The organism is Klebsiella sp. F11 (assembly GCF_056712265.1).
Map to the genome: position 1 here is coordinate 5059389 of NZ_CM160060.1, position 18992 is coordinate 5078380.

14 protein-coding genes and 3 tRNA genes are annotated in these 18992 nt (G+C 59.4%); 7 read left to right on the forward strand and 10 right to left on the reverse strand.

Going from position 1 to position 18992, the window contains the following annotated elements; translation table 11 throughout:
* Positions 1-28: 28 nt before the first annotated feature.
* From miaA to nnr, 5 genes are read right to left on the reverse strand one after another with little or no spacing between them, the layout of a single operon-like run.
* On the reverse strand, positions 29-979 hold the full coding sequence (gene miaA / locus AC1M2H_RS24850) for a tRNA (adenosine(37)-N6)-dimethylallyltransferase MiaA (protein WP_480149471.1): 951 nt from the start codon (positions 977-979) through the stop codon (positions 29-31).
* Positions 972-2837 (reverse strand): DNA mismatch repair endonuclease MutL, encoded by a 1866-nt coding sequence (mutL, locus tag AC1M2H_RS24855; protein WP_480149472.1) that lies wholly within the window; start codon positions 2835-2837, stop codon positions 972-974. Before mutL ends, miaA begins: the two co-directional genes overlap by 8 nt.
* Before the next feature lie 10 nt (positions 2838-2847).
* On the reverse strand, positions 2848-4176 hold the full coding sequence (amiB, locus tag AC1M2H_RS24860; protein ID WP_480149473.1) for an N-acetylmuramoyl-L-alanine amidase AmiB: 1329 nt from the start codon (positions 4174-4176) through the stop codon (positions 2848-2850).
* Positions 4177-4187: 11 nt separating this feature from the next.
* The gene (gene tsaE / locus AC1M2H_RS24865; protein ID WP_480149474.1) at positions 4188-4646 is read right to left on the reverse strand and encodes a tRNA (adenosine(37)-N6)-threonylcarbamoyltransferase complex ATPase subunit type 1 TsaE; all 459 of its coding nucleotides are present in this window, start codon (positions 4644-4646) and stop codon (positions 4188-4190) included.
* Entirely contained in the window at positions 4639-6150 is a 1512-nt protein-coding gene (nnr, locus tag AC1M2H_RS24870; protein ID WP_480149475.1) for a bifunctional ADP-dependent NAD(P)H-hydrate dehydratase/NAD(P)H-hydrate epimerase, read from the reverse strand. Before nnr ends, tsaE begins: the two co-directional genes overlap by 8 nt.
* Before the next feature lie 13 nt (positions 6151-6163).
* On the opposite strand from nnr, the gene queG reads away from it, so the two are divergent.
* A complete protein-coding gene (gene queG / locus AC1M2H_RS24875) occupies positions 6164-7303 on the forward strand; it encodes a tRNA epoxyqueuosine(34) reductase QueG (RefSeq protein WP_480149476.1) in 1140 nt (379 codons plus the stop codon).
* Positions 7304-7574: 271 nt separating this feature from the next.
* Here the strand turns inward: queG and AC1M2H_RS24880 are convergent.
* The 3 genes from AC1M2H_RS24880 to AC1M2H_RS24890 all read right to left on the reverse strand — a co-directional run bounded on the left by AC1M2H_RS24880 (position 7575) and on the right by AC1M2H_RS24890 (position 7911).
* Positions 7575-7650, reverse strand: a tRNA-Gly gene (locus tag AC1M2H_RS24880).
* Positions 7651-7673: 23 nt separating this feature from the next.
* Positions 7674-7749: transfer RNA gene (locus AC1M2H_RS24885), tRNA-Gly, on the reverse strand.
* A gap of 86 nt (positions 7750-7835) precedes the next feature.
* A tRNA-Gly gene (locus AC1M2H_RS24890) sits at positions 7836-7911 on the reverse strand.
* A 287-nt stretch (positions 7912-8198) separates the two neighbouring features.
* On the opposite strand from AC1M2H_RS24890, the gene AC1M2H_RS24895 reads away from it, so the two are divergent.
* Complete coding sequence (locus AC1M2H_RS24895) at positions 8199-8930, forward strand: transporter substrate-binding domain-containing protein (protein WP_480149477.1); 732 nt, start codon at positions 8199-8201, stop codon at positions 8928-8930.
* 28 nt (positions 8931-8958) lie between these two features.
* Here AC1M2H_RS24895 and orn read toward each other — a convergent pair whose 3' ends face one another.
* On the reverse strand, positions 8959-9504 hold the full coding sequence (gene orn, locus AC1M2H_RS24900) for an oligoribonuclease (RefSeq protein WP_426813361.1): 546 nt from the start codon (positions 9502-9504) through the stop codon (positions 8959-8961).
* A gap of 94 nt (positions 9505-9598) precedes the next feature.
* Here orn and rsgA point away from each other — a divergent pair, with 94 nt between their 5' ends.
* The 3 genes from rsgA to mscM all read left to right on the forward strand — a co-directional run bounded on the left by rsgA (position 9599) and on the right by mscM (position 15140).
* The gene (gene rsgA, locus AC1M2H_RS24905; RefSeq protein ID WP_480149478.1) at positions 9599-10660 is read left to right on the forward strand and encodes a small ribosomal subunit biogenesis GTPase RsgA; all 1062 of its coding nucleotides are present in this window, start codon (positions 9599-9601) and stop codon (positions 10658-10660) included.
* A 207-nt stretch (positions 10661-10867) separates the two neighbouring features.
* Positions 10868-11794, forward strand: a complete 927-nt coding sequence (asd, locus tag AC1M2H_RS24910; RefSeq protein ID WP_480149479.1) for an archaetidylserine decarboxylase — start codon at positions 10868-10870, stop codon at positions 11792-11794.
* A gap of 19 nt (positions 11795-11813) precedes the next feature.
* A complete protein-coding gene (mscM, locus tag AC1M2H_RS24915; protein WP_480149480.1) occupies positions 11814-15140 on the forward strand; it encodes a miniconductance mechanosensitive channel MscM in 3327 nt (1108 codons plus the stop codon).
* Positions 15141-15219: 79 nt separating this feature from the next.
* On the opposite strand, the gene epmA is transcribed toward mscM, so the two are convergent.
* Positions 15220-16197: an elongation factor P--(R)-beta-lysine ligase gene (gene epmA, locus AC1M2H_RS24920; protein WP_480149481.1), complete on the reverse strand. Its 978-nt coding sequence runs from the start codon at positions 16195-16197 to the stop codon at positions 15220-15222.
* A gap of 273 nt (positions 16198-16470) precedes the next feature.
* On the opposite strand from epmA, the gene frdA reads away from it, so the two are divergent.
* Both frdA and frdB read left to right on the forward strand, forming a co-directional pair.
* On the forward strand, positions 16471-18261 hold the full coding sequence (gene frdA / locus AC1M2H_RS24925; RefSeq protein ID WP_480149482.1) for a fumarate reductase (quinol) flavoprotein subunit: 1791 nt from the start codon (positions 16471-16473) through the stop codon (positions 18259-18261).
* Positions 18254-18988, forward strand: coding sequence for a fumarate reductase iron-sulfur protein (gene frdB, locus AC1M2H_RS24930; RefSeq protein ID WP_480149483.1), 735 nt, complete (start codon positions 18254-18256; stop codon positions 18986-18988). The genes frdA and frdB overlap by 8 nt, the downstream gene beginning before the upstream one ends.
* Positions 18989-18992 lie beyond the last annotated feature (4 nt).

Here is an 18992-nt window from a genome sequence, read left to right on the forward strand (position 1 = left end):
ACGCACGATACCGTTTAATTGTACACGTTCAGTCCTGGCTCGCACCAACTACCTGTAATACTTTGTTGAGCGCCTGTTCAGGTTGTTCACTGTCTAACCAGCGAATATCTTCCCAGCCGCGCAACCAGGTTATCTGACGCTTGGCTAACTGTCTCGTGGCGCAAACACCTCGATAAACCATTTCATCATACGGGATCTCGCCATCAAGATATGACCACATCTGGCGGTATCCGACACAACGAATGGAAGGCATATCCGTATGCAAATCTCCGCGGGCAAATAACGCCCTTACTTCTGCTTCAAAACCTGAAGCCAACATCTGATGAAAACGCTGTTCTATGCATTGATGGAGCAGTTCACGGCTCGCCGGGGCGATGGCGAACTGATGCACCTTATACGGCAGAGCGTCTCCCGACGTTTGCGTCAGTTCCGTTAAAGTTTTACCCGAAATGAAAAAAACTTCCAGTGCTCGGGAAAGTCTTTGCGGATCATTTGGATGAATACGCGCGGCGGCGACGGGATCGATCTCCTGTAGTTGCCGGTGCAGTACGTGCCACCCCTGCTCTGCTGCCTGTTGCTCAATCTTTGCCCTGACCTGGGGATCCGCCGAAGGTAACGGCGACAGCCCTTCCAGCAACGCTTTGAAATACAACATTGTTCCGCCAACCAGCAGCGGAATGCGCCCGGCAGCGACGATATCCGCCATTTCTGCCAGCGCATCGCGACGAAAATCCGCCGCGGAGTAAGCCTCTGCCGGGTCGAGAATATCCAGCAGTCGATGCGGCGCTGCGCTCAGCTCTGCCGCATCCGGCTTGGCCGTACCAATGTCCATTCCTCGATAGATAAGGGCGGAATCGACACTAATCAACTCTACCGGTAAAATTTTACGCAAAGCAATGGCCAGCGCGGTTTTACCGGAGGCCGTTGGGCCCATTAAAAATATTGCCTTAGGCAGGCTCGCCTCAGTTACATCACTCATCTTTCAGGGCATTCATCGCCGAATCCAGGTCAACGGGTTGTAACAGACCACCCGGCGGAGCTTTTACCAGCTGCGGACATAAACGCTCTACGTCCGCCAACACGCTAATCGCCTGCGCCATGTTCCACTGCGCATGCTCGCTCGCCAGATTGCGCGCGATCCACTGCGCGATGTCGTCGACGTCAAATGCCTTTCGCTGCGCCAGGTAGCCTATCAGTTCAGGAATCAAGATTTGTAAATTTTGTTGTCTTAAGGGTAAAGGCACCGCGCGAACCGTCAAATGCTGCGCATCGGACTGCAGATCGATCCCCAACGTCACCAGCGCCGCCTGCGCTTTCGCCAGCGCGTCCTTTTCCACGCTCGAAACCTTTAGCCGCAGCGGGATCAGCAGCGGCTGCCCGCAAACCGGCTCTCCGGCGGGGGTCAGCTGCGCCTGACGCAGCCAGCGTTCGGCCACCGGCAGCGCCAGAAGCGCCAGCCTGCCGTCACGCTCCAGCAGCGCGCAGTCGCCTTTAACGATGGTCAGCACGCGGCCAAAGCTCTGGCTGTGTCCGGATAAGCCTTCCGCCGCAGGCGCCGGGACGCTGCTTTTACGCTCGACGGCCGGCGTCTCCAGCAGCTGCCGATACAGCGCCCCCTGCTGCTTTTGGTATCCCGGCTGCGCGTGCGGCCAGCCGGCGCCGCCTCCGCCCGCCGGGCCGGAAGGTTCGCGCGACGTTTCGCGGCCGTAGCGCGCCGCGGCCGGCTCGCGCGCGGAGACCGGCTGAGCAAAATGGTTAGCGCCCGCCGCGACCCGGTTCTCCGGAACCTGAAGGCGCGCCGGCTGACCCTTATCTTCTTCCGCCAGCGGCGCACTGAGCTGCTGCTGGAGGACGCTCAGCACTCCCTGATAGATAAAATCGTGGACCAGGCGAGACTGGTGAAAGCGCACTTCGTGCTTAGCGGGGTGGACGTTTACATCCACCTGGTGCGGGTCAATCTCAAGGTAGAGGACAAAAGCCGGCTGCTGGTCGGCCCCGAGCTTATCTTCGCAGGCCTGGCGAATGGCGTGGTTGATCAGCCGGTCGCGCATCATCCGGCCGTTAACGTAGCAGTACTGGATCTCCGCCAGCGCCGGATTGGTATGCAGCGGATCGGCCACCCAGCCGCTGAGGGTCAGATCGCCGTGCTGCCACTCAATCGCCAGCGCCTGCTCGAGGAACGGCGTACCGCAGATAGCGCCCAGCCGCCGCTCGCGCTGCCCGCCTTCGGGTACGGCACGGTACTGGCGCATCGCCTTGCCGTTATGGCTGAGATTAATCGTGACGTCGAAACGCGCCAGCGCGATGCGGCGGACGATTTCATCGATATGATTAAATTCCGTCTTTTCGGTACGCATAAATTTGCGGCGCGCCGGGGTGTTATAGAATAGATCCAGCACTTCCAGCGTGGTGCCGACCGGGTGCGCCGCCGGCTTGACGGTCACGTCCTGATCGCGCCCTTCGGCGTAGGCCTGCCAGGCCTCCTGCTGCTCCGCCGTGCGGGAGGTCAGAGTCAGCCGCGCCACCGAACTGATGCTGGCCAGCGCTTCGCCGCGAAAGCCAAGGCTGATGATGGCTTCCAGATCGTCAAGGGAGGCAATTTTACTGGTGGCGTGGCGAGCCAGCGCCAGCGCCAGCTCGTCCTTTTTGATGCCGCAGCCGTTGTCACGAATGCGGATAAGCTTCGCGCCGCCGCGTTCGATATCAATATCAATGCGGGTCGCGCCGGCATCAAGGCTGTTTTCGACCAGCTCCTTAACCACCGACGCCGGACGTTCCACCACCTCACCTGCGGCAATCTGGTTGGCGAGCTGCGGCGGTAGAACCTGAATCGGCATGGCTGACTCCTTAATTTATCAACGTCCTGCCAGGCGACGCGGCGCTGGCCGTTTGCGCGGGCTCGCCGCGCGGGGCTGATTGCAGCGGGTGCTGCATAAAGTAATTACGCAGACCGTTATAAATCGCTTCGGCAATCTGCTGCTGATAACTGTCGCTCCCCAGCAGCCGCTCTTCGCCGGTATTGCTGATAAAGCCGGTTTCGACAAGGATCGACGGAATATCCGGCGAACGCAGCACGCCGAGACTGGCGTGTTCCGGACGGCGCTTATGGAGATCGCCGACCCGCTGCAGCTGGCTCAATACGTCGGTCGCTACATCATACCCGACGCGCTGGGAATGGCCGAACTGTAAATCCAGCACCGCCTGGCTCAGGTAGGGATCCGACTGGCTGTTCGCCAGCACGTCGCCCGCGCCGCCGAGCAGCTCGGACTGCTTCTCATGCTGCTCGAGCCAGCCCGCCATTTCGCTATTGGCGCGGCGGTTGGACAGCACCCATACCGACGCGCCGGTAGCGTCACGGTTCGGCGCCGCATCGGCGTGAATCGACACCAGGAAGTTGGCATTCTGCTTACGGGCGACGTCGGAACGGCCCATCACCGAAATAAAGTAGTCGCCGTCTCGGGTCATCACCGGCCTGAACATCGGGTCGGCGTTCAGCAGCGTACGCAGCTTGCGGGCAATGGAGATGGTCACGTTCTTCTCTTTGGTGCCGTTCTGGCCGATCGCCCCGGGATCCTGACCGCCGTGGCCGGCGTCGATCGCAATAATGACCTTATCGTCCGTTGCCGCGGCGCGAGCGGCCGGACGCGTCGCGGGATGGCTTTCGGTCATCACCGTTTGCCGTTCGCTAGTGGATGATTTAAACGGATTGCGCGCGGGCGCCACCGGCACCGGACGCGGCGCGATCGTCGGCGTTTCCACCCGCTTCACGACCACCGGAGGCGGTGGCGGAACATCGGCGTTAATCGTGAACACCACGGTATAGTTAGAGCCGTTTTGCTGCTTCACCGCGCGGGTTTTGCCATCTTCAGTCAGGTCCACCAGCAGACGCAGGGACTGCGTATCCTGCGCGGCGCCCGAGCGAATGCTTTTCACCAGGTTGCTGCCGCTAAACAGCAGCGGTAATCCCTGCAGGGTGCCGGTCTGCTTGATATCCAGCGCCACCGTGCGTTTGCCCTGCGGGCTGAAGGAGTATTCGGGATCGCCGATAAAGCTAATGGTAATACGGGCCTGCCGTTCTCCGTTAGAGACCTGGATATCGGATAAGCTTGCCGCAAGGGTCTGCATGCTAAACAGCATCAGCGCCGCGGCCAGCCAGGGGGTTATGCGATATTTCATCCCGCCATCCTTCAGGCTAAACGCGCCAGTAAAGACTCACCCAATGAGGAGACTGCCGTTACGCGCGCCTCACGCCCTTGTGCCTGATATTCAAGATGAATTTCCACATCCGGCTCGGGCAGCACGCCCGCGCCCTGCTGCGGCCATTCAACCAGGCAGATAGCATCGTCAGTAAAGTAGTCGCGGATCCCCATAAACTCGAGCTCTTCGGGGTCCGCCAGGCGGTAGAGGTCGAAGTGATACACCATCAGGTTTTCGAGGGTGTACGGCTCCACCAGCGTGTAGGTAGGGCTTTTGACATTCCCGCGGTGGCCGAGTGCGTGTAAAAAGCCGCGGCTGAAGGTCGTTTTACCCGCGCCTAAATCGCCATACAGATAGATGACCGTGGCGCCCGCACAGAGCCGCGCAATGCGGTTGCCAAGGTCTAAGGTTGCCTGCTCGTCGGGTAAAGGAATCACTCGGTTAATCATGGTCTACGTCAATCACATCCGGGTTAACAACACGCCTGAGCGTGGAAAAGAGATCGGTCGCCAGCATCCCACGGGCGCCATCTCTGGCAGCCAGTCGGTCTGCGGCTTCGCCGTGCGCCACGCAACCGGCGCAGGCAGCATCATACGGCGTCAGCTTTTGCCCTAACAGAGCGGCAATAATACCGGTGAGCACATCGCCCATTCCGCCGCTGGCCATACCGGCATTGCCGGCATCGATAATACCCATCTCGCCTGCTTCACTGGCCACCACCGTCCCCGCGCCTTTTAGCACGACCACGCCACCATAACGTTTTACCAGACGTTGAGCAGAATGTAAGCGATCGCTTTCAATTTCTGCCACGCTGCAGTTAAGCAGGCGGGCGGCTTCGCCGGGGTGTGGCGTCAGCACGCGATTGTGACGTTTATCGGCATTGATTGCCAGCAGGTTCAACGCATCCGCATCCCACACCATCGGTTTCGCAACGCTCGCCAACTGGCGTAGCGCTCGCGTCGCCCATTCGCTTTGGCCGAGGCCCGGACCGATCGCCACCACATCAGCCCACTGCAGGCTTTCATCGAGGCTCTGCGCCGTGAGCTCATCCACCATCAGCTCAGGCCTGGCGGTAATAATCGGCGCAATGTTTTCCGGATGGGTCAACACCCGGACTAGCCCCGCTCCCGCCCGCAGCGCCGCTTCTCCGGTCATCCTGATGGCGCCGGCGGTGCCGCGAGCGCCGCCAATAATGACCAGCCTGCCGTGATCGCCTTTATGGGAGGTTGCCCGGCGCGGCGGCAGCCAGCCCACCAGCTGCGAGGCGTCAAAGCGCGTTAGCGGGAACGGTTCTCCGGCAAGCCAGCTATCGAGGCCCAGAGAGTGATAGCGCAGCTGCCCCACCACGTCGCGGGCTTTACCGGTCAGCAGCCCCGGCTTAAGGGCGATAAACGTTAGCGTGTGGGCCGCATGGATCACCGCCCCCGGCGTAGCTCCGGTCTGCGCGTTGAGTCCGGAGGGGATATCCAGCGCCACTACCGGCGCCGGATGCGCGTTTGCGCGCGCGATCAGCCCGGCGGCAGGCCCGCGCGGAGCGCTGCGCAGGCCGGTGCCCAGTATTCCGTCAATAATCAGCGAGATCTCTTCCGGCCAGACAATATCCGCCGCGTGGATCGTCCCGCCGGCGTTGAGCCACTCTTCGCGTGCGGCATGCGCTTCCTCCGGCAGGGGCTTCTCGCTCTCCAGCGCCAGCAGCGTCACCTCAATCCCTTCAGCCTGCGCCAGACGCGCAACGACGTAGCCGTCGCCGCCGTTGTTGCCGTGGCCGCAAAGAATTAGCCAGCGCCGGCTGGCGGGGTACTGGCTTCGCGCCAGCTGGAAAGCCGCTTCGCCGGCCCGGCGCATCAGCTCAAACAGGGTCAGCCCGAGGCTATCGGCGGCCTCTTTTTCCGCACGCCGTAGCGCCTCTGCCGGCCAGATGAAGTGTGGTATACTGACAGGGTTTCTCGTCATTGTATGGTCCATCATGTTACAGCCCCTCGATCTCAATAAGTTAGCGCAACAAATCAAGCAATGGGGCACTGAACTTGGGTTCCAGCAGGTGGGTATCACCGATACCGATCTCAGCGTCAGCGAACCCAAACTGCAGGCATGGCTGGACAAACAGTACCACGGAGAGATGGAATGGATGGCGCGCCACGGCATGATGCGCGCGCGCCCTCATGAGCTTCTTCCCGGTACGCTACGCGTCATCAGTGTACGGATGAACTACCTGCCTGCAAATGCCGCGTTTGCCCGCACCCTGAAAGATCCTACGCTTGGCTACGTCAGCCGTTATGCCCTTGGGCGTGATTATCATAAGCTGCTACGTAACCGCCTGAAAAAACTCGGTGAGATGATTCAGGAACAGTGTGCTTCGCTCAATTTTAGACCGTTTGTCGATTCCGCGCCTATTCTGGAGCGTCCTTTGGCGGAAAAAGCGGGTCTTGGCTGGACAGGTAAGCACTCACTTATTATTAACCGCGATGCCGGCTCGTTCTTTTTCCTCGGCGAGCTGCTGGTTGATATCCCCCTGCCCGTCGATCGGCCGGTCGCCGAAGAGTGCGGACGCTGCGTGGCCTGCATGACCATCTGTCCGACCGGCGCCATCGTCGAGCCCTATACCGTCGACGCCCGCCGCTGCATCTCCTATTTGACCATTGAGCTGGAAGGCGCGATCCCCGTCGAGTTCCGCCCGCTGATCGGCAACCGCATTTACGGCTGCGACGACTGCCAGCTGATTTGCCCGTGGAACCGCTTCTCTCAGCTTACGGATGAAGATGATTTCAGCCCGCGAAAAGCGCTGCATGCGCCGCCGCTGGTAGAGCTGTTTGCCTGGAGTGAGAGTCATTTTCTGAAGGTGACCGAAGGTTCGGCAATTCGCCGTATTGGTCATCTGCGCTGGTTACGCAATATTGCCGTGGCGCTGGGAAATGCGCCGTGGGATGAAGCACATCTCAAGGCGCTGGAAAGCCGCCGGGGTGAGCACTCACTACTCGATGAACACATTGAGTGGGCGATAGAGCAGCAAATCGCCAGGCGCAGCGCCGGCGCGGTTGAGGTGCAACTGCCGAAGAAACAGCGGTTGGTCAGGGTGGTTGAAAAAGGCCTTCCGCGAGACGCCTGATTCATTCACAGGCTGTGAATAAAAACAAAAACACATTGCGTTTCAACATGCAGACGAACGTCAAGTGATCGTATTAACACTTTGAAATGAAATTTTATTATTAACTTTCAATGAGATGAACTGATATTATTCAAAAGTCGAAGTTTTTCAGCAACAAGTTGCTGACATCTAACCTGTGGATAACTCTGTTTACAGTATTTTCCGGTATGCAACGGAAAGCATCCCCGGCGCGCTATTGCACTGTGGATAAATTGAGCATGAGGAAGAAATTTGGAGCGGGAAACGAGACTCGAACTCGCGACCCCGACCTTGGCAAGGTCGTGCTCTACCAACTGAGCTATTCCCGCTTGGGTGTGGTAACTATCAAATTTGGAGCGGGAAACGAGACTCGAACTCGCGACCCCGACCTTGGCAAGGTCGTGCTCTACCAACTGAGCTATTCCCGCTTAATCTTCGTCTTTCAACCTGCCGCTACCTGGGTAGCTTTATCGCAAGCCGAAATCCTGTGATTAGGATAGTGCCTTTCAAATTATGGAGCGGGAAACGAGACTCGAACTCGCGACCCCGACCTTGGCAAGGTCGTGCTCTACCAACTGAGCTATTCCCGCGTACTTCTTGCCATATTTCTATGGCGTCGTGATTTGCATTTCTGCTTCGTCACGGGAGGCGCATTATACGAGAATTCGATTTAGCTGCAACCCCCCTGCGAGCACTTTTTTTCTATTTTTGTCTGAATGGACATTTTATCGCCATATAGCGCGCTGAATTGTATAAATAAGCAGCGCGTAAGGCAAAATAACTTTTTCCAGCCTTGCTAAAGGCGCAAAATTGCCCCGGTCCGCGGGTGCGATCGCCCCATTGACGGTCAACAACAACGACAAACAGGGAAACGAAAATGAAACAAGCGCTCTCCGTCCTGCTGCCGATGGCGATGGCGATGGGAACGGCATCGGCAACGACGCTGCATTTTGGCACCACCACGGCCAATCCGCCCTTTGAAACCGTCAACGCCAGGAACCAGCCTGCCGGTTTTGATATCGATCTCGCCAGGGCGCTCTGTAAACAGATGCAGGCTGAGTGCACGTTTACGCCTCAGGGCTTTGCTACCCTGATCCCGGCGCTGCGCTTTAAGAAATTCGACGCCATCATCGCCGGCATCGAAGTTATCCCGATGCGCGAAAAGCAGGTCGCCTTTACTCAGCCCTATCGCCAGCAGCTCTCCGGCGTGGTGGTCACCGCGAAGAATAGCGCCCACGGTTTTGCCGATCTGAAGGGACAAAAGATCGGCATCGCTAAGGGCAGCATTCACCAGCGCTATCTGCACGATAAGCAAAAAGAGGTGAACGTCGTCTCTTACGATGGCGACGCGGCTGCGTTCAGCGCGCTGAAGGAGGGAGGCGTTAACGGGGTGATGAGCGATCGCGCCAGCGCCGAGACATGGCTGCAGGACAATCCGGATTACGCCATCATCGACGAGCAGGCGACCGATGCCAAATATTATGGCAAGCAGCTGGCGATCGCGGTGCGTAAAGATGACCCTGAGCTGCTCAATGCGCTGAATGCCGCGCTGGAGGTCGTCAAGGCCTCCCCTGAATTCGGGCAAATGGAGCAGAAGTGGTTTAAATAGCCGGGGCCGCGTGACCCCGGCAGCATGATTACAGCTTGATAAAGTGCTCGCGGTAGTAGGCCAGCTCCGCCACCGATTCGCGAATGTCGTCCATCGCCTGGTGGGTGCCCTGCTTTTTAAAGCCGTTGAGGATTTCCGGCTTCCAGCGGCGCGCCAGCTCTTTCAGGGTGCTGACGTCGAGGTAGCGATAGTGGAAGTACTCTTCCAGCTCGGGCATATACTTGAAGAGGAAGCGGCGGTCCTGGCCAATGCTGTTGCCGCAGATCGGCGATTTACCCGCGGGCACCCACTGCCTGAGGAAATCGATAGTCGCCAGCTCCGCCTCGCGATCGCCCACGGTGCTCGCCTTGACGCGCTCCACCAGCCCGCTGCCGGTATGCGTACGCACGTTCCACTCATCCATCAGCGCCAGCTGCGCGTCAGACTGGTGTACCGCAATGGTCGGCCCTTCCGCCAGAATGTTGAGGTTTGCATCGGTCACCAGGGTGGCGATTTCGATTATGCGATCGCGCTCCGGATCCAGCCCCGTCATTTCAAGATCGATCCAAATCAGGTTGTTTTCATCTGCACTCATGCTATTTTCCACCCTTCTTGCGTGACTATATTCATCTAAAATAGCGTGTATCATAGAGGTTTTGCCCCTACAGGGCGACCAGGAGCCAGTTCGATTGAGTAAAAATAAACTCTCCAAAGGCCAACAGCGCCGCGTCAAGGCCAACCACCAGCGCCGCCTGAAAACGACTTCGGAGAAGGCCGACTACGATGACAATCTGTTTGGCGAGACCTCCGAGGGCATCGTCATCAGCCGCTTCGGCATGCATGCCGACGTCGAATCCGTTGACGGTAGCGTCCACCGCTGCAACATTCGCCGGACGATCCGTTCGCTGGTAACCGGCGATCGCGTAGTCTGGCGCCCGGGCAAAGACGCCGCCGACGGCGTGAGAGTAAAAGGTATCGTTGAGGCCGTGCACGAGCGAACCTCGGTCCTGACGCGTCCGGATTTCTATGATGGCGTTAAGCCCATCGCCGCCAACATCGATCAGATCGTCATCGTTTCCGCCATTTTACCGGAGCTGTCGTTAAACATTATTGACCGCTACCTGGTGGCGAGCGAGGCGCTGGACGTCGAGCCGCTGATTGTGCTCAACAAAATCGATCTGCTGGACGAAGACGCCTTAGCGTTCGTCAACGAGCAGATGGATATCTATCGCAAAATCGGCTATCCCGTGCTGATGGTATCAAGCCGCACCCAGGACGGTCTGAAGCCGCTTGAAGAGGCCCTCACCGGCCGCATCAGCATCTTCGCCGGGCAGTCGGGGGTGGGTAAATCCAGCCTGCTGAACGCGCTGCTGGGCCTGGGCGACGATCTAATCCTGACCAACGACGTCTCTGACAACTCGGGCCTCGGCCAGCACACTACCACCGCCGCGCGCCTCTACCATTTCCCGCACGGCGGCGACGTGATCGACTCCCCCGGCGTGCGCGAATTTGGCCTCTGGCATCTTGATGCGGAACAAATCACCAACGGCTTTGTCGAATTTCACGATTATTTAGGCCGTTGCAAATATCGCGACTGCAAGCATGATACCGATCCGGGCTGCGCGATTCGCGAAGCGGTTGAAAATGGCAGCATCAACGCGCACCGTTTTGAAAACTACCACCGCATCCTGGAAAGCATGAACGAAGTACAGGTAAAAACGCGTAAAAGCTTTTCATCATCCGATGACTGACATTTAAGCTGAACATCGCTATACGCTTCATCCTTCAGGCTGGCTGCGCCTCTCTCCCCGTCCGCATAATGCGCTATGCTGCCGGGAATTCGCAAACCTGCCGCCCTGATGTCACCCGGATGAGTTTACGTATAGAATCGACCCCTTTTTTAGATCCCCGACATGCTGCGGGGATCAGGAACGACAAATAATGGCCTGGAGGCTACCTTGTTAAACGATCTTAAACTTTCGCTGCAATACATTCTGCCTAAACTGTGGCTTACCCGCCTCGCAGGCTGGGGTGCGAGCAAACGAGCGGGTTGGCTGACGAAACTGGTCATCGATCTGTTCGTGAAGTGCTACAAGGTCGATATGAAAGAGGCGCAGAAGCCCGATACCGCCAGCTACCGCACCTTTAACGATTTCTTCGTTCGACCTCTGCGCGATGAAGCGCGCCCGCTGAACACCGACCCGAACGTGCTGGTGATGCCTGCCGACGGCGCCATTAGCCAGCTGGGCGCGATTGAAGACGATAAAATCCTGCAGGCCAAAGGCCACAACTACACCCTGGAAGCGCTGCTGGCCGGCAACTACCAGATGGCCGAGCTGTTCCGCCACGGTAACTTCGCCACCACCTATCTGTCGCCGCGCGACTACCACCGCGTCCACATGCCGTGTAACGGTATTCTGCGCGAAATGATCTACGTCCCGGGCGATCTGTTCTCCGTTAACCACCTGACCGCGCAAAACGTCCCGAATCTGTTCGCCCGCAACGAGCGCGTCATCTGCCTGTTCGATACTGAATTTGGCCCGATGGCGCAAATTCTGGTCGGCGCGACCATCGTTGGCAGCATCGAAACCGTGTGGTCCGGTACCGTGACCCCGCCGCGTGAAGGCGTGATTAAGCGCTGGACCTGGCCTGCCGGCGACAGCGAAGGCTCCATTGCCCTGCTGAAAGGCCAGGAGATGGGCCGCTTCAAGCTTGGTTCGACGGTGATCAACCTGTTTGCCCCGGGCAAGGTCAAGCTGCTCGAACAGCTGCAGAACCTCTCTGTGACTAAGCTTGGTCAACCGCTAGCAACCGCCGTTGAGACCACGCCCGCGGCCGAAGACGACGCCAGCACTCTGAGCGACGACACGCAAGACGAAGGTTAATAGCTAAAAGGGTTATGCCGTGCGCCTGATATATATTTTCCTGCTGGCCTGGAGCCTCAGTCTGGGGGCGTACGCAGCGACAGCCCCCGACGCGAAACAGATAGCTCAGGAGCTGGAACAGGCGAAGGCGGCAAAACCCGCCCAGCCTGATACCGTAGAAGCGCTGCAGTCCGCGCTGAACGCGCTTGAGGAGCGTAGCGCTTCCCTCGAGCGCACGCGCCAGTATCAGCAGGTTATCGATAACTTCCCCAAGCTGTTCCAGACCCTGCGTTCGCAGATCAACAACCTGGCCGATGAACCGCGCCAGGTCCCAACGACGCTCTCCACCGACGCCCTGAATCAGGAGATCCTGCAGGTCAGCAGCCAGCTGCTCGAAGCCAGCCGCCAGGCCCAGCAGGAGCAGGAGCGCGCCCGCGATATCGCCGATTCGCTCAACCAGCTTCCCCAGCAGCAAACCGACGCCCGCCGGCAGCTGAACGACGTTGAGCGCCGCGTCGGCTCGCAGACCAGCAATACGCCGCTGGCGCAGGCGCAAAATCTGAGCCTGCAGGCGGAATCCGCGCGCCTGAAGGCGCTGGTCAACGAGCTGGACCTGGCGCAGCTCTCCGCCAACAATCGCCAGGAGCTGTCGCGCATGCGCGCCGATCTGGCGCAAAAGCAAAGCAAGCTGCTCGACGGCTATCTGCAGGGCTTGCGCAATCAGCTCAACAGCCAGCGCCAGCGCGAAGCCGAAAAGGCGCTGGAAAGCACCGAGCTGCTGGCGGAGAACAGCGAAAACCTGCCGCCGCAGCTGGTGGCCCAGTTTAAAGTTAACCGCGAGCTGTCGCAGGCGCTGAACCAGCAGGCTCAGCGCATGGACCTGGTGGCTTCCCAGCAGCGTCAGGCCTCCAGCCAGACGCTCCAGGTGCGCCAGGCGCTCAATACGCTGCGCGAGCAGTCGCAGTGGCTGGGTGCCTCCAGCCTGCTCGGCGAAGCGCTACGCGCCCAGGTCGCCCGTCTGCCGGAGACGCCAAAACCCCAGCAGCTGGATACCGAAATGGCCCAGCTGCGGGTGCAGCGGCTGCGCTTTGAGGATCTGCTCGGCAGCCAGACACAGCTCCGCCAGCTGCGCCAGGCCGACGGTCAGGCGCTGACCAGCGAGCAGAATCGCATTCTTGAAGCGCAGCTGCGCACGCAAAGCGAACTGCTCAACTCGCTGCTGCAGGGCGGCGATACGCTGATTCTGGAGCTGACCAAGCTCAAAGTGGCCAACGGCCAGCTTGAAGACGCCCTGAAAGAGATGAACGAAGCGACCCACCGCTACCTGTTCTGGACCTCGGACGTCAGCCCAATCGGCTTTTCATGGCCGCTGGAAATTGCCCACGATCTGCGCCGCCTGGTCTCTCTCGATACCGTCAGCCAGCTGGGCAAAGCCAGCGCGATGATGCTAACCAGCAAGGAGACGCTGCTGCCGCTGTTTGGCGCGCTGATTCTGGTAGGTTTCAGCATCAGCTCGCGTCGCCACTTCACCCGCTTCCTTGAGCGTTCCAGCGCCCGCGTCGGCAAAGTGACCCAGGACCATTTCTGGCTCACCCTGCGCACGGTGTTCTGGTCGATTCTGGTGGCCTCTCCGCTGCCGGTATTGTGGATGACCCTCGGCTATGGCCTGCAGGCCGCCTGGCCCTTCCCGCTGGCGGTGGCCATCGGCGATAGCGTCACCGCCACGGTGCCGCTGCTGTGGGTGGTGATGGTGTGCGCCACCTTTGCGCGGCCGAACGGCCTGTTTATCGCCCACTTCGGCTGGCCGCGCAGCCGGGTCACCAAGGCCATGCGCTACTACCTGATGAGCATTGGGCTGATCGTCCCGCTGATCATTGCGCTGATCATGTTCGATAACCTCAACGACCGCGAGTTCTCGGCCTCTCTCGGCCGCCTGTGCTTCCTGCTGATTTGCGGGGCGCTGGCGCTGGTTACGCTGAGCCTGAAGCATGCCGGCATTCCGCTGTATCTCGATAAATCGGGGAGCGGCGATAATATGGTTAACCGCATGCTGTGGAACCTGCTGCTGGGCGCGCCGCTCATTGCCATGCTGGCGGCGGCCATCGGCTACCTGGCCACCGCTCAGGCGCTGCTGGCCAGGCTGGAAACGTCGGTGGCGATCTGGTTCCTGCTGCTCGTGGTCTATCACATCATCCGCCGCTGGATGCTGATTCAGCGCCGCCGGCTGGCCTTCGATCGCGCCAGGCATCGGCGGGCGGAAATACTCGCCCAGCGCGCGCGGGACGAAGATGAGGTCGCGCACTCCAGCAGCCCGGAAGGATCGGCGGAGATCGAAGTCAGTGAAATCGATCTCGATGCGATCAGCATCCGCTCGCTGCGGCTGGTGCGTTCGCTGCTGATGCTGGTCGCTCTGGTCTCGGTGATCGTGCTGTGGTCAGAAATCCATTCGGCGTTCGGCTTCCTCGAAAATATCTCGCTGTGGGACGCGACCTCGACGGTACAGGGCGTTGAAAGCATCGAGCCGATTACGCTTGGAGCGGTGCTGATCGCGATTCTGGTGCTGATTATCACCACCCAGCTGGTGCGCAACCTCCCTGCGCTGCTGGAGCTGGCAATCCTGCAGCATCTGGATCTCACGCCGGGCACCGGCTACGCGATCACCACCATTACCAAATACCTGTTAATGCTGATTGGCGGCCTGGTGGGCTTCTCGATGATTGGCATTGAGTGGGCGAAGCTGCAGTGGCTGGTAGCGGCGCTCGGCGTCGGCCTCGGTTTTGGCTTACAGGAGATCTTCGCCAACTTTATCTCAGGCCTGATTATTCTCTTTGAAAAGCCGATACGTATTGGCGATACGGTGACTATCCGCGATCTGACCGGCAGCATTACCCGCATCAATACGCGCGCCACGACCATCAGCGACTGGGACCGGAAAGAGATTATCGTGCCGAATAAGGCGTTCATCACCGAGCAGTTTATCAACTGGTCGCTGTCTGACTCCGTCACCCGCGTGGTGCTGACGGTGCCGGCCCCGGCGGATGCGAATACCGAAGAGGTCACGCAGATCCTGATTAGCGCCGCCCACCGCTGTTCGCTGGTTATCGATACGCCGGCGCCGGAGGCCTTCCTCGTCGATCTGCAGCAGGGGATTCAGATTTTCGAGCTGCGTATTTACGCCGCCGAGATGGGCCACCGTATGCCGCTGCGTCACGAGATCCACAAGCTGATTCTGGCGGGCTACCGCGAACACGGTATTGATATGCCGTTCCCGCCGTTCCAGATGCGTCTGGAGAGCATCGACGGCAGGAAGAGCAGCAGAGCGATGAACTCAGCGGGGAAATCCAGCCGCACGGCGGGCAGCCTGTAAGTTCAACCTGGCCGGCGGCTCGTGCGCCGGGTCAGGTCCGCTCTCCGAGCCGGGATGGCCGAAGCGCGATTCGCCCGGGTCAGGCGCGATCGACGGTAAAGGCGATCACTTCGCCGATGCTTTCGGCGCCCAGCGCCAGCATCACCACGCGATCGACCCCCAGCGCCACGCCGGAGCAGTCCGGGAGGCCCGCCTTCAGGGCCTCCAGCAGATTGTCGTCAATCGGCTGCTGCGGCAGGCCGCGGGCCGCGCGCTTGCGGTTATCCTGCTCGAAACGCTGCTGCTGTTCGCGGGCGTCGGTCAGCTCATGGAAGCCGTTAGCCAGCTCAATTCCCTTGTAATAGACCTCAAAACGCTCCGCGACGCGGTGATCTTCGGTGCTGATCTGCGCCAGCGACGCCTGGCTGGCCGGGAAGTGATAGATAAAGGTCGGACGCTCTTTGCCAATATGCGGCTCGACGCCCATGGTAAACAGCAGCTGCAGCAGCGTGTCCTTATCTTCTTCCGTATCGGCGATGTTGCTCAGATCGAGCTTAGCCGCCGCTTCGCGCAGCTGGGTCTTGTCGGCCGATAGCGGGTCGAGTTCGAGATGACGCAGGAACGCCTGCTGATAGGAGAGGCTTTCCGCCGGCTGGCACTCCAGCACCTGCTGCAGCAAATCATCGACCTCGTTAATCAGCCGATACATGTCATAACACGGACGATACCACTCCAGCATGGTGAATTCCGGGTTGTGGTGACGCCCCATCTCTTCATTGCGGAAGCTGCGGCACAGCTGGAAGACCGGGCCACAGCCGGCGGCCAGCAGGCGCTTCATATGGTATTCCGGGCTGGTCATCAGATAGAGATCCATCCCCTGCGAATAGCCGGGGCCGACGAAACGGGTCTGGAACGGAAAGAGGTGAATATCCGTTACCGTTGCCTGACTCATGCAGGGCGTCTCCACCTCCAGCACGCCGCGGTCGGTAAAGAAACGACGAATTTCCGCCATCACAGCCGCGCGTTTTAACAGGTTTGGAATAGACGCGCTCGGCTGCCAGGTTGCCGTCTCGCTCATGGTACTTTCTCCGATTTCAGACAAGGGCACGAAGTCTACTCGTAACCGGCGGGTGAGACAAATTTTGTGCTCGCGGCGGCGTAAAGAATAACGAAAATTTATTCACCGCCAGGAAGCATAAATTGTGTCGATAAATCACCGCATATATCGATAAAAAATCGAACACGTCAATTTTCCCTACCGACCCTAAGGCTATACTCCTTTACCTATAAAGGAGCAGTGACACATTTTCGCCAGCCCGGCGGCGAAATAAACAAAAACTGGAGGAATGTCGTGCAAACTTTTCAAGCCGATCTTGCCGTAATTGGCGCTGGCGGAGCAGGTCTTCGCGCTGCAATCGCCGCAGCGCAGGCTAATCCAAATGCCAAAATCGCACTGATTTCAAAAGTCTACCCCATGCGCAGCCACACCGTTGCGGCTGAAGGCGGCTCCGCCGCCGTGACCCAGGATCATGACAGCTTTGAGTACCATTTTCACGACACCGTCGCCGGCGGCGACTGGCTTTGTGAGCAGGATGTCGTCGACTATTTTGTCCATCATTGCCCGACGGAAATGACCCAGCTTGAACAGTGGGGATGCCCGTGGAGCCGCCGTCCTGACGGCAGCGTCAACGTCCGACGCTTCGGCGGGATGAAAATCGAACGCACGTGGTTCGCCGCGGATAAAACCGGCTTCCATATGCTGCACACCCTGTTCCAGACCTCCCTTCAGTTCCCGCAAATCCAACGTTTCGACGAACATTTCGTCCTCGACATTCTGGTCGACGACGGCCAGGTCCGTGGCCTGGTGGCGATGAATATGATGGAAGGCTCGCTGGTGCAAATCCGCGCTAACGCGGTGGTGATGGCCACCGGCGGCGCGGGGCGCGTCTATCGCTACAACACCAACGGCGGCATCGTCACCGGCGACGGGATGGGCATCGCGCTCAGCCACGGCGTTCCGCTGCGCGATATGGAGTTCGTGCAGTATCACCCGACCGGCCTGCCCGGCTCCGGTATTCTGATGACGGAAGGCTGCCGCGGCGAGGGCGGTATTCTGGTCAACAAGGACGGCTACCGCTACCTGCAGGATTACGGCATGGGTCCGGAAACGCCGCTCGGCGAGCCGAAAAACAAATATATGGAGCTTGGCCCGCGCGACAAGGTCTCCCAGGCCTTCTGGCACGAATGGCGTAAAGGCAACACCATCCCGACGCCGCGCGGCGACGTGGTTTATCTCGATCTTCGCCACTTAGGCGAGAAAAAGCTGCTGGAGCGTCTGCCCTTTATCTGCGAACTGGCGAAGGCCTACGTCGGGGTTGACCCGGTTAAAGAGCCGATCCCCGTACGCCCAACCGCGCACTACACCATGGGCGGCATCGAAACCGACCAGAACTGTGAAACCCGCATCAAGGGGCTGTTCGCCGTAGGCGAATGCTCGTCGGTCGGCCTTCACGGCGCCAACCGTCTTGGCTCCAACTCGCTGGCCGAGCTGGTGGTCTTTGGCCGCCTCGCTGGCGAGCAGGCCATCAGCCGAGCGGCGGAAGCGACAGAAGCCAACGCCGGCGCGCTGGATGCGCAGACCAATGACGTCGAAAAACGCCTGAAGGACCTCATCAATCAGGAAGGCGACGAGAACTGGGCGAAGATTCGCGACGAGATGGGCATGTCAATGGAAGAAGGCTGCGGGATCTACCGTACGCCGGAGCTAATGCAGAAAACCGTCGATAAGCTGGCCGAGCTGCAGGAGCGCTTCAGGCGCGTACGCATTACCGACAGCTCCAGCGTCTTCAATACCGACCTGCTGTACACCATCGAACTGGGTCACGGCCTGAACGTGGCGGAATGTATGGCCCACTCGGCCCTTGCGCGTAAAGAGTCCCGCGGCGCGCATCAGCGCCTGGATGAGGGCTGCACCGAGCGTGACGACGTCAATTTCCTCAAGCATACGCTCGCATTCCGCGATGCCGATGGCGCCACGCGCCTCGAGTATGGCGATGTGAAGATCACCACTCTGCCGCCGGCAAAACGCGTATATGGCGCAGAAGCGGAAGCAGCCGAGAAGAAGGAGACGAGCAATGGCTGAGATGAAGAATCTGAAAATCGAGGTGGTGCGCTACAACCCGGAAGTGGACACCGCACCGCATAGCGCGTTCTATGAGGTTCCTTACGACGAGCAGACCTCGCTGCTCGACGCGCTGAGCTATATCAAAGACAACCTCGCGGCGGATCTCAGCTACCGCTGGTCCTGCCGGATGGCGATTTGCGGCTCCTGCGGGATGATGGTCAACAAGGTGCCGAAGTTGGCCTGTAAAACCTTCCTGCGTGAATACACCAAGGGCATTAAGGTCGAAGCGCTGGCTAACTTCCCGATCGAGCGCGATCTGGTGGTCGATATGACCCACTTTATCGAGAGCCTGGAGGCGATTAAGCCCTATATTATCGGCAATTCGCGTACCCCGGATCAGGGGCCAAACAGGCAAACTCCGGCACAGATGGCGAAGTACCATCAGTTTTCCGGCTGCATCAACTGCGGTCTGTGCTACGCCGCCTGTCCACAGTTTGGCCTTAACCCGGAGTTTATCGGCCCGGCGGCCATCACCCTCGCCCATCGTTACAACGAGGACAGCCGCGACCACGGGAAAAAGGAACGTATGGCGCAGCTTAACGGTCAGAACGGCGTCTGGACCTGTACCTTCGTGGGCTACTGTTCGGAAGTCTGTCCGAAGCACGTCGACCCGGCGGCCGCCATTCAGCAGGGCAAGGTAGAAAGCTCGAAAGACTTTCTTATCGCCACCCTGAAACCACGCTAAGGAG

Excerpts from the sequence above, each read along its gene's own strand:
- tsaE (WP_480149474.1), bottom strand. The coding sequence starts at position 4,646 with ATGATTAACCGAGTGATTCCTTTACCCGACGAGCAGGCAACCTTAGAC.
- epmA (WP_480149481.1), bottom strand. The coding sequence starts at position 16,197 with ATGAGCGAGACGGCAACCTGGCAGCCGAGCGCGTCTATTCCAAACCTG.
- nnr (WP_480149475.1), bottom strand. The coding sequence starts at position 6,150 with ATGACGAGAAACCCTGTCAGTATACCACACTTCATCTGGCCGGCAGAG.
- orn (WP_426813361.1), bottom strand. The coding sequence starts at position 9,504 with ATGAGTGCAGATGAAAACAACCTGATTTGGATCGATCTTGAAATGACG.
- queG (WP_480149476.1), top strand. The coding sequence starts at position 6,164 with ATGTTACAGCCCCTCGATCTCAATAAGTTAGCGCAACAAATCAAGCAA.
- amiB (WP_480149473.1), bottom strand. The coding sequence starts at position 4,176 with ATGAAATATCGCATAACCCCCTGGCTGGCCGCGGCGCTGATGCTGTTT.
- AC1M2H_RS24895 (WP_480149477.1), top strand. The coding sequence starts at position 8,199 with ATGAAACAAGCGCTCTCCGTCCTGCTGCCGATGGCGATGGCGATGGGA.
- miaA (WP_480149471.1), bottom strand. The coding sequence starts at position 979 with ATGAGTGATGTAACTGAGGCGAGCCTGCCTAAGGCAATATTTTTAATG.
- mutL (WP_480149472.1), bottom strand. The coding sequence starts at position 2,837 with ATGCCGATTCAGGTTCTACCGCCGCAGCTCGCCAACCAGATTGCCGCA.
- frdB (WP_480149483.1), top strand. The coding sequence starts at position 18,254 with ATGGCTGAGATGAAGAATCTGAAAATCGAGGTGGTGCGCTACAACCCG.